We start from the raw sequence: 13583 nt of genomic DNA on the forward strand, positions 1-13583 counted from the left end.
CCTCGCTGTCATGAATGCCATTGTCCGAGGCGTTGCCCCATTAAAACCGGTCCAATCGCTTGGCTGTCTAACGTCAATGCATCTTTCGGACAAATCAGGACGACCGTCGAACCGAATGAGAAGTATCCAAACTCATCCCCGCGACGAAGGTCCTTCGACTCGTTCGTCCGAACGATCGAGTTAACGTTCAGTGCACCGACCATGACATGTTCAAGTGCATGTTTCCCTTGGACGATGCGCGTCACGCGACGGTAATTACGTGTCAACGGGCGAAGCGCATGTGTAAGACCAATCTCATTCACCGGTGCCGAATCGCGACCGAGCGTATAGCTCGTCCGGACTGTTCCATCCATCGGCACATGAACCCGGTGATAGTTTTGCGGACTTAAGTAAAAGATCATCACACGTCCACCAACATATTGCTGTGCTTCATGATGGGAACCGAGTAACTCGGATACCGTATACGATTGTCCTTTGACAGTAAAGCGGCTATCAGCCGTCAAATCGTCAACGACAGACAATACACCGTCACACGGACTGACGAATGCACCTTCTGCTTGATCGATCGGTCGCATTTCCGGTTTGACATGACGAATGAAAACGTCATGTAAACTCGAATACGCTTCTAAATTCTGAGTCGCTTCTGTCATATTTAAATCGTATGCCTGAACGAACGGACGGATGAACGGACGACTGATACGGCTCATCGCAAACCGTTTCAGTTGTTTAGCAACAAGCGGGTGTCCATTTAATTCGAACACGCGAGAGTAAAACCATTTTTTAATCATTGAGATCACCAGATGATTCTTCTTTTGAGTCCTTTACGTCTTTTCCAGCGAAGAACTCTTTATAGCTGTCTTCTGTTTGTTCACCTGCTACGCGTCCGACTTCCTTACCGTCTTTAAAGTGAACGACCGTCGGTGTACCCTCGATGCCAAACGTGTCCCAAGCCGACTGTTCGACAGCAAGATCGATCTGTTCGAATGGAATGTCTTGTTTTTCACCAAGCGGAACGAGATATGGTTTTACTTTTTCACAGTGGACGCATCCCGTTTGATAGAAATACGTATAGAATTCATCACCGGATTTCACTTTATCTGCGACTTGTGTAGCCGTTAGATTGCCATTCTTCGATGCAGAATCTTCTCGATCCGTGAAGACGAGCAGTAACCCCCCAACCAATACGATCAAGGCGATGACTCCCGCTGTAATCCAATTCGCCTTGGATTGCGGTTTTTTCGTGTTTTTTCGTTTCGACTTCTTTGACACGTCTATCCCTCCGTCATTCTGGTATTAGCCATTTTTTCTGAATCATTATAGCATGACCATTCGCAAGAATCGTATCGATTTGCAAAGCGTCATCAATCAGTAACAGATCCGCTCGTTCTCCAACCGCGATTCGCCCGCCTGGTATACCATATGCATCCGCGACATGCCGCGTAATCGTCGCGATTGCCTGATCAAAAGCAACACCCTGCTCCACTGCATCGCGTACGGCTTGCATCAAGGAAGAGGGTTTTCCTGTATCAATTCGCACTAATCGACCTGCCTCATCAAACGCCGGAAGACTTGCGCCAGCATCGCTCGACATCGTGATCTGCTCGAGTGGAATTCCCGCTGCTAAAGCACGGGCGACAGCCTGTCCTGCTGGAATCTCGCCTTCCGCAATGAAAGTTTCCGTCGTACACGTCGTGAAATCGATCCGTCCTCCTCGTTTCGCCCAGGCAAGTCCCGCTTCAAAGATTCGTTCACTTCGGTTGATATGCGTCGGAAGGAATTGTCCGATGGGGAGGTCCGTCGTATCAATCACCTCATGTAACAGATCGAGCCCTTGTTTCCCGTCTCCGATATGGACGTTCATCGTTCCCGACACTCCTTTGACCATGCCGGCAATTCGGGCTTCTGACGCTAATCGCGCGAGTTCATGAGCCGTCGGTTGTGTCGATCGGTGATCGTTGATGGCAATCTCTCCGATGCCAATCACTTCATTGATGAGGATGATATCATGTCCTGTCGATTGCGTCAGGAAGACCGGCGGAACCATATAACTTCCGCTTAATAGAAAGGGACGGATACCAGATGCAGCATATCCCCGTATATGTGCCAGTAGATCGATTCCAGTTCGCGTCCAGCCGTCCGTTCCGAGCAATCCGACAACCGTCGTGACACCACCTTCGAATATGTCGCGAACAGTCAACGGTGCCGTTCGCGTGGCAAATCCGCCTTCTCCTCCTCCACCGATCGGATGTAAGTGTCCGTCGATGAATCCGGGGACTAGCCGTTTGTTGCGACCATCAATCCGGTGCGTAATCAGTGCTTCATCTATGGTGTAGGAACCGATTCCGATGATCTGGTTTCCTGCGATGTAGACATTTTGCGGCATCTCTTGCCACAGAACCTGTTCGATGACGATCATCAATCATTCCTCCTTAAGACAAAAAGCGAGCCTATCGCCCATATGACGACATCTCGCTTTTCCTTATTCTGCCTTAGTCCCTTGACCAAGACCTAAATCTTCATTGACGGCATCGAGTGCGAAGACGACAAGTGAAGTGACGACAGACATAGCTGTCGCGAATCCGAAGCTATACGTTACTGCATCAACTGCCGATACGATGAACACAGCCGTGTTCACGAGTAAGAATGACCAAAAGAATGTAACGAGAAAACGCATGATTTCCCCTCCGTTTCCATAACGTACTATAGAGTTATCCTACGATTTGTAGTATACCATTTTTTAATCCAAGCAACAGCTTTTCTCTAATTTTTTCAAGCGCTTTCTTTTCCTTGAAAAACTTAATCGTTTCATACGAAGGACAATCGCTTCATATGCTACAGTAGAATTAACGAAAAGAAAGCGGAGGATTTCATTATGACCCGTCACTTAATTGCTGTCGATCTCGACGGCACCCTTTTAAAAGATGATAAGACAATCAGCGCTGCGAATATCGCTGCGCTCCAGCGTGCGCGTGCGAACGGTCACGAAGTCGTCATCGCAACTGGACGACCATTTCGTCACGCCAGGAAATATTACGAACAGCTCGGTTTGACGACACCGATCGTTAATTTTAACGGTGGTCTCGTTCATCACCCGCAAGATAATCACTTTGAAGTCCAGCATCATCCGATTCCATTAAAAACTGTTCAACATATTTTAGAATCCGTCGCTGAGACGAAAACACAAAATATTGTCTGCGAAGTCACGGATCATGTCTATTTTCAATATGACCCAGTCGGCATTTACGAATTTTATACCGACCATGCCTTATCTGTCACGACCGGAGATTTACGAAAGGTGCTTATGCATGAACCAACGTCTCTCTTGATTCATGCCAAAGGAGAACACGTCGACGAGATCCGCTCCGAACTATCTGGCATCCATGCTGAGACGGTACTCAATCGTCAATGGGTGAAGCCTGAATTCATGGTCGAAGTGATGCGAAAAGGTACAAGCAAAGCGGTCGGTCTTGCTCATATCGCACACCACCTTGGAATTGATTCGCGACAGATCGTTGCGTTCGGTGATGAGGAAAACGATTTAGAGATGATCGAGTATGCTGGACATGGTGTCGCGATGGGTAATGCCATCCCCGCGCTGAAGCATCTGGCAAACGGCACGACGAAGCGAAATGAGGATGACGGGATCGCGTATTACTTGAGACACGTTCTTGGACTCGCATGATAACAGATAAAAGGCACTTGCTGCATATCGCAGAGCAAGTGCCTTTTTCATTATCCTTTTCGGAAGTATCCGACGACCGAGTCCGTTGCGACGACGTTGATGAATACTGTCTCGTCCGCTTCCCGGCAAATTCGTTCAATGTCCCGCAATTCGTGACGCTCGATGACCATCATCAACGTCGCTTTTTCAGCTCGCGAATACGTTCCAATCGAAGGAATTTGCGTGATTCCTCGGATGATATGCTGATGCAAAGCCGTCGTGATGTCATCCGCATGATTCGTGACGATGAAGATCGTCAGGCGCTGATTGCTCGTATGAATCTCATCGACGACCTTAGACGTCACGTAGATGAAGACGATCGTGTATAAAGCAGTCGACCAACCGAACAATGCGCCTGCTAATAATGCGATTAAGAAATTCAAGACGAACAGATACAAGCCGACACTACGATCGGAGAAACGAGCAAAGATGAGGGCAACGATATCGAAACCACCTGTCGAAGCACCGAACTTAATCGTTATACCGGTACCGATCGCAAGCAAGACCCCTCCAAACACTGCATTCAGTGTTTGATCACCTGGTATGACAGCGTATTGAGGAATAAGACCAATGAAAATCGTCGTTGCCAAAACTGAAATCAAGGTGATGATTGTAAAGCTCCGACCTAACATGATCCATGCGAGCACGATCAAAGGGATGTTCAACGCCAAGAACCAGACGTTTTCCCCAAACGCAAATGCTGTATTTTGAAGGACTTGCGTCAAGATTTGGGCAAGTCCTGTAAATCCAGTCGAATAGACCCCACTCGGAATCAAAAACCAGTTCATGGCAACGGCGATGACGAATCCCCCAATCGAAGCCACGATCACTTTTAACATACTTTCCTTTACTACTGCTGTCACACGCCGTTCTCCTCTCATTCATAACTATCTTGAAACACTTTAGCACATTCAAATGTCGTCGGATAGTCAAGATTTCCAAAGATTGATGTTCTTTTTCATGATGGCGTTTTCATTTGTGACAAAGGTGTCCTGCTTCTTGTTACACAAAAAAAAGAACCGACTCAAAAATCGGTTCTTTTTTCTCTCTTATACTGTCATCGAAGCAGGAACTGTAATCTGTCCTCCTGCCGGAACTTCAACAGTTGTTCCATGAACGTTTAAGCTGAATGCTTCGCCTTCTGTTTGGGCGATTTCGACGGCATTTGGCTGTACATGGACATGGATATGATGACCGCGCCATTGCATCCGGAACGTATAGCTCGTCCAGCCTTTTGGCAACATCGGCTTGAAGGATAACGTATCGTTCGCCACCCGTAATCCAGCGAATCCGTGGACGATCGACATCCATGATCCAACCATCGACGTGATGTGTAACCCGTCTTCCGTATCATTGTTGTAGTTATCGAGGTCAAGTCGTGCTGAGCGTTGGTACAGTTCGACCGCTTTTTCCTCATAACCGACTTCCGCCGCAATGATTGAGTAGATACATGGTGATAATGACGATTCATGAACCGTGCGTGGTTCATAGAAATCGAAGTTCGCTTTTTTCTCTTCTACACTGAATCGATCCGTCAAGAAGTAAAGACCTTGTAAGACATCTGCTTGTTTAATGAAGACAGAGCGAAGGATCCGGTCCCATGACCAATTCTGGTTTAGCGGAAGATGTTTTGGATCGAGGTCAGCGACCAAGATTTGTTCCTTATCCATGAAGCCATCCTGTTGCATGAAGATTCCAGGGGCTGCCTCATCTTTTGGATAATACATCTTCGCGTCGATATCTGCCCACTTCGCCAGCTCCTCATCCGTCAACGCTAATTGATGCATAAGTTCTTGCAGACGTTCTGGCTCTTCTTGTGCCAAATGACGGTGGACGGTCTGCGTATATTCGAGACACCATGCCGCAATCAGGTTCGTATACCAGTTGTTGTTGACGTTGTTCTCGTATTCGTTTGGTCCCGTCACGCCAAGAATCATGTAGACGTCCTTATGCGCGACGTAATTGACACGGCTTGCCCAGTAGCGAGAAATCTCGACTAATACTTCAAATCCGTATTGTCCGAGGTACGATGTGTCTCCCGTGTAATTCGTGTAATTATAAATCGCATGCGCGATTGCACCGTTCCGGTGAATTTCTTCATGTGTGATTTCCCACTCGTTGTGACACTCTTCTCCGTTCATCGTTACCATCGGATAAAGTGCACCCTTCATGCCGACATTCTTATCCGCATTTTCTTTTGCTTGCGGTAATTGATTGTGGCGATACTTGAGTAAATTCCAAGCCACTTCCGGTTTCGACGTCGCAAGGTAGAAGTTCAAGCAGTACGCTTCTGTATCCCAATACGTCGCACCACCATACTTCTCGCCCGTGAATCCTTTTGGTCCGATGTTGAGGCGTGAATCTTCACCTGTGTAGGTCTGGAACATATGGAAGATGTTGAAACGAATCCCTTGCTGTGCCTCGACATCTCCTTCAATTTTCACGTCCGCTTCTTCCCAGTGGTGCAACCAAGCTGCTTCATGTGTCGCAAGCAATGGTTCAAAGCCTGATTCGAATGCGACGTGAACCCGTTTCATTGCTTGCTCCAGTAACGCATCGATGTCATGGTCACGATTCGTTACGAGTGCGACGAATTTTTCGACTGTGACACCCTCACCTACTGTGGCTTGTTTCGTGAAACGATTCGCGACGTACTGCGTATTGCCATCGACGACCTCACACCGTGCGCCTTCGACGTCCGTGATCATCGCTGCCGTCACATGCCAATCGAGCTTTTTCGTTTTTGATGTGACATAACCAAACCGTTCTTCAATTCCGTGTTCGACAGGAAGCCAGAACTTCTCGTCATAGTTCGAGTCTTCATTTTCAACATCCGCATCAAGATACGATTCAATGACGATTTCTGCTTCAAAATTGACAGGCGTCACCGTATATTGCAAAGCAGCGATTTCTTTATCGACGATCGAGAAGAAACGCTTGGATTCGACTTTCGTTTCCTCTACCCCATTCTTCAATAGCATCGTCCGTGTCAACACACCGTGTTGCATATCAAGTTCGCGTTTGAAGTCGATGACTTCCCACGTGTTCAAGTCAACAGCTTTTCCGTTGACGGATACTTTCAATCCCATGATATTGACAGCATTGAGTACTTTCGCGAAGTACTCCGGATAACCGTTTTTCCACCAGCCGACACGTGTCTTATCCGGATAGTAAACACCTGCGACATACATGCCTTGATGCGTGTCCCCTGTGTATTCTTCTTCAAACGTCCCGCGCATTCCCATATGACCGTTTCCGATCGATGTCATCGATTCTGCCAATCGATTATCTTCTGGATGAAAACCAAGCTCTGTAATTTTCCACTCATTGACCTCAAAAAGTCGTTTCATCGTCAAGTCGCTCCTTTTTATGCTACGCATGTCGGTTATCCTGATCATGTAAGCGTTTCATCTATACTATACATTCTTTATTGTACACATAAAAAGCATCAATGCAATCGTTTGCACGAAAATAAATTTCTTTTTCTGCAACCGCTTCCTTTTACTAGAAATCGATAGCCATTTGAATCAAAAAAAAGTCTATTTTTAAACCAATCGGCTTAAAAATAGACTGTCGTTTCATGCTTCAGATTTTCCGCCACAAGACTGACGGACGACGAGATAATGCGGGACGATGACGCGCTTCCCATAAGGGGTCGCATCTTCATTGATTTGTTCAATCAAACAATTCGTCGCTTCAAAACCAAGTCCAAAGATATTGATTTCAACAGAAGTCAACGGCGGGCTTGAGAATTCTGCGATGAACAAGTTATTGAAACTGACGACGGCCATTTGATCCGGCACACCGATCCCCATCTCATTCAGTGTACTCATGACACCAAGTGCCATCATATCGTCACTGACGACGACGGCCGTCGGCGGATGTTCAAGCGACATCAGTCGTTTGACTGCCTCAGCGCCTCCTGTCGTCATGAATGGTGCACTGACGATGTAGGATTCTTGAATCGGAATACCCTCTTCCATGAGAGCCGTCTTGTAACCCCCGACACGTTCTTGCGTCACAGCTAGGTCCTGTGCGCCTCCGACGAATGCGATACACTCATGCCCAAGTTGATGCAAGTACTTCGTCACTTCGCGACCGGCTAGATAATTATCCGTATCGACATACGTGACATGTGATGAATCACTGAATGGTTTTCCGACGACAACGAACGGAAACTTCGAATCTTGCAGAAATTGAACAACTTTGTCATCCGTACGGGAATACAGTACGACGACACCATCGACACGACGGCCCTGAACCATCGAGACGACACCTTCATATACTTCTTCTTCCGAGACACCTGTCGTCATATATAACGAATATCCATTTTGATGCGCTTTTGTACTGATTCCTCGAATGACCTCCGAAAAGAACGGGTTTTGTAGCGTTTTTGTTGCAGCACTTGGCATGACGAGACCAATCGCTTGTGTCGTTCGATTCGCTAGACTGCGTGCATGAACGTTCGGATAATATCCGAGCTCATCCATCGCCTGCCGCACCCGTTCCTTCGTCTTTTGACTGATGCGTGAACTATTCGCAATGACGCGTGATACCGTCGAGGGTGCGACATTCGCTTCCCGTGCTACATCCTTGATTGTTACCTGCATCCCCTTCACCTCACATTTCCCCTAGTTAAGTATTTTATTTTGTTTGACGTTGCATGCGTTTACGGTGAACGAGAAGAAGTATGAGCGCTAAAATCGGAGCGATCGCACCAATTGCGATGATCGACCACCAGTTGACTTGTGACTTTTCGATGACATAGCTGTTCGCACTATTTGCATCAAGCGTGATCTCATAGGCGTCACCATCTTGACGCACCAAGTCTGAGAATAAAAGTCCTCTTAAACGCTGGTCATCACCGATTTCTTTCGCAGACACGCGTAAGCTCGTCTTTTTTTCTCCAAGATTGATCGCGTAAACGACTTGTTGTTGTTTCGTCTCCCGTGAGTAGACTGCCATATGATCGGTTTTTGCGATCAAGCGTTGCTTCCCTGTTGCAAACGCTGGGTAGTCCTGACGCATCTCGTTCAACGTTTTTACGTACTGTTGCATCTTCTTGTTTTGATCAAATGTCATCATCATCCGGTTTCCAGGATCCTCGCCACCTGGCATCGCCACCTCTGTTCCTTGGTAGACGATCGGCATCCCCGGGGCAGCATAGAGTGCGAACAGCGCCAACCGAAGCTGCCGTTCCTCTTCGTCTGCTCCACCAATCTTTGCTTCCGTGATGAAGCGCTTGACATCATGATTATCAATGAAGGTTGCAAGTCCCTTGGCATTCGGATTAAACGTAGTATCTCGATTATAAACTGAATCGAGCTCTTCCGCTGAACCATTTTTGCGGGCAAACTGATCCTTGACTCCATAATAAAACGGGAAGTTCGTCACGGAATCAAAACCTAATTTTGAATAGGACGCGATTTTTCGCGGATCTCCATCGAATACTTCAGCCAACAAGAATAAGTCTGGATGCTTTTCTTTGACTGCTGGGATAAACGTTTCCCAAAATGAGGCTGGCACATGGCGAACTGTATCGAGCCGGTATCCGTCTATACCCGTTTCATCGACCCAGTAGTTCGCGACATCAACTAAATAATCGACGACTTCTGGATTTTCCGTATTGAAGTCCGGTAAATCGAACAGCCAGTTATTCTCGACTTCCGACGGGTTATTCCAGTTCATGATCGGTTGATTTTTATGGAACCACTCCGGTTTTTCTTTCACCATCGGATGATTTGGTCCTAAATGATTGACGACAAGATCAAGGACGACCTTGATATCCCGTTTATGCGCTTCTTTGACGAGACGTTTAAACTCTTCCTTTGTTCCGAAGTGCGGATCAATCTCGTAATAATCATCCGTCCAGTATCCATGATAACCGTTCGGACGGTTCTTAAAGATCGGCGTTAACCAAATCGAAGTGAATCCCTTTTCCTTGATGTAATCGAGACGTTTCGTCACGCCTGCTAAATCGCCACCTTGGAACGCTTTTGGATTTTCAGGATCCGCCTCTTTATCATTACTCGGATCGCCATTCTCGAACCGGTCGACCATGATGAAATACATTCGTTCTTTTTCCCAACCTGCTGCTTCACCCGTCATCGGTTGAAGCCCGATAGACAAGAGAAGCGGCAAGAGGAGAAGCATTATGCCTCGTCTCATGCCGCTGATTTCCCCCTTATGATTATCCTTTTGTTCCACCTGCTGTCAATCCAGACACGAAGAAGCGCTGGAATGCGAAGAAGAGAAGAACGATTGGAACTGCTGATAATACGGCACCTGCCGCAAATAACGTGAAGTTATTGTCGAACTGCTCCGACACCATGTTGTACAACCCGACCGCAAGTGTCTGTTTCTCAGGAGAACGCAGGACGAGCGATGCTAAAATGAAGTCGTTGAATGGTGCCATGAAGTTGAACAACGCGATGACGGCGACCATCGGTTTTGCGAGCGGTAAGATGATTTGCCAGAAGATTCGTAAGTGACCGGCACCATCCATCCGCGCCGCCTCATCGAGTTCTTTTGGAATAGTATCGAAATATCCTTTTGCAAGATACGTATTCATTGGAATCGCTCCACCCGAGTAGAGTAGGATAAGCGCCAGATGCGTATCAAACAATTCTAACATATTAAGCAAGACATAAATCGCAATAATGGCAACGAATTGCGGTACCATCTGCAACACGAGGAACAAGATCAGTGAATTTTTCCGACCGACGAAGCGATAGCGTGAAAAAATGTATCCTGTTAACGTGATTAGAGCGACGGAGACGACCATCGTGATGACGGCAATCTTGATTGTGTTTAAATACCACATGCCATAATCCGTTTTTGATGGATCGAACAAATCGAAGTAGTGAATCAAAGTCGGATTACTTGGGAAGATATCCGATGTAATACTTTTCCCTGGGTTGAGTGAAGTACCAACAACCCAAAGGAGTGGATAGACGATAATGATGGAGGCGACCGTCAAAATGAGATATGACAACGCCATGTTGATTCGGTTTTGTTTTCTCATATTAGATCATATCCTCATCTTTGAATGATTTTGAACGCTTGAACTGAATGACGGCAATCGTCATGATGAAGAACGACAACACAAGCGTGATCGCTGCTGCGAATCCATACTGCGGGTTCGCGCCAAGCGACAATTTGTAAATCCACGAAATCAAGATATCCGTTCCACCGGCCGATTGACCCGGCACTGCCGGTCCACCGTTGTTGAAGAGATAGATGATATTGAAGTTATTGAAGTTGAACGTATACTGCGTGATCAAGATCGGTGCTGTTGCGAAAAGAATCATCGGCAATGTGATCAAGCGGAACTTCTCTCCTGCTGTCGCTCCGTCGATTGTTGCTGCCTCATAAAGATCTTCTGGTATAGACTGCAAGATTCCCGTCGTCAGTGTCATGATGTATGGGAAACCTAACCACCACTGAATCCCGATCAAAGCAAGCTTCGTATACGTCGGATCTGTCATCCAGTCGACACCGTCAGTAAGACCGATCGCTGGTAACAATGTCGTATTGAAGACACCGAATGTCTCATTGAACATCGAGCGGAAGATCAAAATCGTGATGAAGGCTGGTACTGCCCATGACAGGATCAAGATGGAACGGAAGAACCGTTTTCCTTTGAGTCCTTTTTGGTTCAGCAAGACTGCAAGTCCGATACCGATTGCGATGACACCTGTCGTCGAAGCGACGGTCCAGACAAGCGTCCAACCAAGAACGCTGACGAATGTATCGCGGAAAATATCAACCGTAAAGATATTCAAGAAGTTTTGAATCCCGATCCAGTCGACCAGCTTTGCTGGAGGCGAGTTGTTGAACTTATAGTTCGTAAAAGCAATTAAGAAAGTAAAGATCAACGGTAAGACGACTGTGAACACTAAAAGTACTAACGAAGGAATCAACATCGCATACGGGAATCCATTATCGCGGAAGTTCCGTAGTTGCATCTTCAAGGAAGGTACTTCGAGGTTCATGTCGCGCAACTTACCGATTCGATACGCATCGATAAAGTTCCAGACGTAAATGGCGATACCAAAGACAAGTAAAATCAAGGCAATGATGCCCTCGACCATTAGAAAGATCGAGTGATCCCCCCTTACGCCTGGTACCTCACCGAGTGTAATCAAGCCCCAGATCGCTCCGCGATCGCCAGGACCATTTCCGGCTCCTTTGAAGAACAGTTCAAAGTTGACGAGAAAATATGATAGTACGACGACAAAAAATGTCGCGCCTTTAAGGAATTGTTTATTGTATAGTTGTCCTACTCCTGGAATGATCGACATCAGCGCCGCAATCGTGCGGTGGTTCGTCTTTTTTTCAGGCGTTGGATTCGTCGGGTGTGGTGTTGCAATCGCAGCCATCGTCCGTTCTCCTTTCCAAAGGTCATGTCTGACCTCAGGCTTCTCTTCCAACCATAAAGATGAGGGGGAATCCAAGATCCCCCTCTCTTTATCTCTTTGTCATGGATTCACGCGTTCCACTTACGCTTATTGATTGTTTGCTTCGATTTGTTGCTTGATTTGTTTGACAGCATCATCAGCTGATTTTTGTGCGTCTTGTTTGTTTGTTGCAACAAGCTGGAGTGCTGCTGCCATTGGTTCCCAAACTTGACCCATCTCAGCGATGTTCGGCATTGGCACACCGTTTTGTGATTGTGCAAAGACTGCTGCTGCGACTTCGTTATCCTTGATTGCTGCATCTTCTTGAAGCGCAGTGACTGGTGGGATCTCATTGTATTTTTCGAACATTGCTTTCGCGTTCTCTTCACCAGTGAGTGATGCCAAGAACTTCTCAGCCCACTCTGCATTTTCCGAGTATGCTGAAATCGCGTATGTTTTTACACCAACGAATGTTTTAATCGGCTCACCGTTTGGAAGTTTCGGAAGAGCTGAAGCTCCGAGGTTGATGCCTTTTTCTTTATAGCTCGCAACTGCCCATGGACCGTTCATGACAGCAACAGCTTTTTTATCGCCGAAGAGTTGGTCAAGTGCTTGACCACCGCCACCACCGATAAGACCTTTCGGGAAGAGACCTTCTTTGTACCACTTGCCGATGTAATCCATACCTTCGACAGCACCTTTGTTGTTCAAGCCGATATCTGCTGGATCCAATTTGCCACCGTTGTCTTTGAAGACATATCCGCCGTAGCCACCAATTGGACCGTGTGCGAAGTAGAAGTTATCCCAAAGCGCGAGGAATCCGTATTTGCCGTCTTTCTTTTGCTCTGTTGAGATCTTGTACAGATCGTCCATTGAAGCTGGTGCTTCTTTTAATTCATCTTTATTGAAAAGGAGGATTGGTGTTTCAACTGCTTTCGGATATCCGTAGACTTTACCGTCAAACGTTACTGCTGATTTCGCTGTATCGATGAATGGCTCAAGTGCTTTTTCGCCATCCTTGAGCTCTGCGATCAAGCCTTGGTCAACGACTGTACCGATTTGGTCGTGTGGAAGAAGCATGATATCCGGTCCTTTACCTGCTGGTCCGTCAAGTGCTACTTTCTTCTGCTGATCTGTCATCTTAACTTCTTTGACTTCGACTTTGACGCCTTCTTTTTCTTCGAACGCTTTAGCTGCTGCTTTAGTCGTTTCAGCTTTTTCAGTGTCTTCCCAGATGACGATCTTGCTTGGTTTTTTACTACCTGAATCTGAAGATGATGATTCAGAGTCTGATCCACCGCCACATGCTGCAAGTGCACCGATTGCCATGACAGATACAGAGAGACCTGCTACGAATTTTTTCATTTCCATGATTGAAATTTCCTCCCCAAGTTAACTTATGAATGATAAGTTTTAATGCACAACGTTTGCATAAAGGCACAACCATTTTCTCATGATAACAA

General features: G+C 46.7%; 12 protein-coding genes. 1 reads left to right on the plus strand and 11 read right to left on the minus strand.

All coding sequences use genetic code 11. The features are described 5' to 3' along the window. Positions 1-8: 8 nt before the first annotated feature. From EXG77_RS12225 to EXG77_RS12240, 4 genes are all read right to left on the minus strand, one after another. Positions 9-788 (minus strand): phosphatidylserine decarboxylase, encoded by a 780-nt coding sequence (locus EXG77_RS12225; RefSeq protein ID WP_051353617.1) that lies wholly within the window; start codon positions 786-788, stop codon positions 9-11. Beyond that, complete coding sequence (locus tag EXG77_RS12230; RefSeq protein WP_023467417.1) at positions 781-1269, minus strand: thioredoxin family protein; 489 nt, start codon at positions 1267-1269, stop codon at positions 781-783. Before EXG77_RS12230 ends, EXG77_RS12225 begins: the two co-directional genes overlap by 8 nt. Before the next feature lie 13 nt (positions 1270-1282). Further along, on the minus strand, positions 1283-2416 hold the full coding sequence (gene iadA, locus EXG77_RS12235) for a beta-aspartyl-peptidase (protein ID WP_035398422.1): 1134 nt from the start codon (positions 2414-2416) through the stop codon (positions 1283-1285). A gap of 63 nt (positions 2417-2479) precedes the next feature. Next, positions 2480-2674 carry a YjzD family protein gene (locus tag EXG77_RS12240; RefSeq protein WP_023467415.1) on the minus strand — a complete coding sequence of 65 codons (195 nt, stop codon included), beginning with the start codon at positions 2672-2674 and terminating at the stop codon, positions 2480-2482. A gap of 198 nt (positions 2675-2872) precedes the next feature. Here EXG77_RS12240 and EXG77_RS12245 point away from each other — a divergent pair, with 198 nt between their 5' ends. Continuing rightward, positions 2873-3682: a Cof-type HAD-IIB family hydrolase gene (locus EXG77_RS12245; protein WP_035398424.1), complete on the plus strand. Its 810-nt coding sequence runs from the start codon at positions 2873-2875 to the stop codon at positions 3680-3682. A 50-nt stretch (positions 3683-3732) separates the two neighbouring features. Here EXG77_RS12245 and EXG77_RS12250 read toward each other — a convergent pair whose 3' ends face one another. The 7 genes from EXG77_RS12250 to EXG77_RS12280 all read right to left on the minus strand — a co-directional run bounded on the left by EXG77_RS12250 (position 3733) and on the right by EXG77_RS12280 (position 13485). Beyond that, entirely contained in the window at positions 3733-4584 is an 852-nt protein-coding gene (locus EXG77_RS12250) for a YitT family protein (protein WP_035398426.1), read from the minus strand. Positions 4585-4770: 186 nt separating this feature from the next. Next, positions 4771-7071: a glycoside hydrolase family 65 protein gene (locus tag EXG77_RS12255; RefSeq protein ID WP_035398428.1), complete on the minus strand. Its 2301-nt coding sequence runs from the start codon at positions 7069-7071 to the stop codon at positions 4771-4773. Positions 7072-7299: 228 nt separating this feature from the next. Then, complete coding sequence (locus EXG77_RS12260; RefSeq protein ID WP_035398727.1) at positions 7300-8331, minus strand: LacI family DNA-binding transcriptional regulator; 1032 nt, start codon at positions 8329-8331, stop codon at positions 7300-7302. Between the two features lie 34 nt (positions 8332-8365). Then, entirely contained in the window at positions 8366-9889 is a 1524-nt protein-coding gene (locus tag EXG77_RS12265) for an alpha-amylase family glycosyl hydrolase (RefSeq protein ID WP_035398431.1), read from the minus strand. 22 nt (positions 9890-9911) lie between these two features. Next, a complete protein-coding gene (locus tag EXG77_RS12270) occupies positions 9912-10745 on the minus strand; it encodes a sugar ABC transporter permease (RefSeq protein ID WP_023467409.1) in 834 nt (277 codons plus the stop codon). A gap of 1 nt (position 10746) precedes the next feature. Then, a complete protein-coding gene (locus EXG77_RS12275; RefSeq protein ID WP_023467408.1) occupies positions 10747-12102 on the minus strand; it encodes a carbohydrate ABC transporter permease in 1356 nt (451 codons plus the stop codon). A gap of 126 nt (positions 12103-12228) precedes the next feature. Next, positions 12229-13485 carry an extracellular solute-binding protein gene (locus EXG77_RS12280; RefSeq protein WP_174316741.1) on the minus strand — a complete coding sequence of 419 codons (1257 nt, stop codon included), beginning with the start codon at positions 13483-13485 and terminating at the stop codon, positions 12229-12231. Between the last annotated feature and the right edge of the window lie 98 nt (positions 13486-13583).

This window comes from Exiguobacterium sp. OS-77, from assembly GCF_000414195.2.
Lineage (GTDB): Bacteria > Bacillota > Bacilli > Exiguobacteriales > Exiguobacteriaceae > Exiguobacterium_A > Exiguobacterium_A indicum.

Excerpts from the sequence above, each read along its gene's own strand:
- EXG77_RS12270 (WP_023467409.1), bottom strand. The coding sequence starts at position 10,745 with ATGAGAAAACAAAACCGAATCAACATGGCGTTGTCATATCTCATTTTG.
- EXG77_RS12240 (WP_023467415.1), bottom strand. The coding sequence starts at position 2,674 with ATGCGTTTTCTCGTTACATTCTTTTGGTCATTCTTACTCGTGAACACG.
- EXG77_RS12275 (WP_023467408.1), bottom strand. The coding sequence starts at position 12,102 with ATGGCTGCGATTGCAACACCACACCCGACGAATCCAACGCCTGAAAAA.
- EXG77_RS12225 (WP_051353617.1), bottom strand. The coding sequence starts at position 788 with ATGATTAAAAAATGGTTTTACTCTCGCGTGTTCGAATTAAATGGACAC.
- iadA (WP_035398422.1), bottom strand. The coding sequence starts at position 2,416 with ATGATCGTCATCGAACAGGTTCTGTGGCAAGAGATGCCGCAAAATGTC.
- EXG77_RS12260 (WP_035398727.1), bottom strand. The coding sequence starts at position 8,331 with ATGCAGGTAACAATCAAGGATGTAGCACGGGAAGCGAATGTCGCACCC.
- EXG77_RS12255 (WP_035398428.1), bottom strand. The coding sequence starts at position 7,071 with ATGAAACGACTTTTTGAGGTCAATGAGTGGAAAATTACAGAGCTTGGT.
- EXG77_RS12265 (WP_035398431.1), bottom strand. The coding sequence starts at position 9,889 with ATGAGACGAGGCATAATGCTTCTCCTCTTGCCGCTTCTCTTGTCTATC.
- EXG77_RS12280 (WP_174316741.1), bottom strand. The coding sequence starts at position 13,485 with ATGAAAAAATTCGTAGCAGGTCTCTCTGTATCTGTCATGGCAATCGGT.
- EXG77_RS12245 (WP_035398424.1), top strand. The coding sequence starts at position 2,873 with ATGACCCGTCACTTAATTGCTGTCGATCTCGACGGCACCCTTTTAAAA.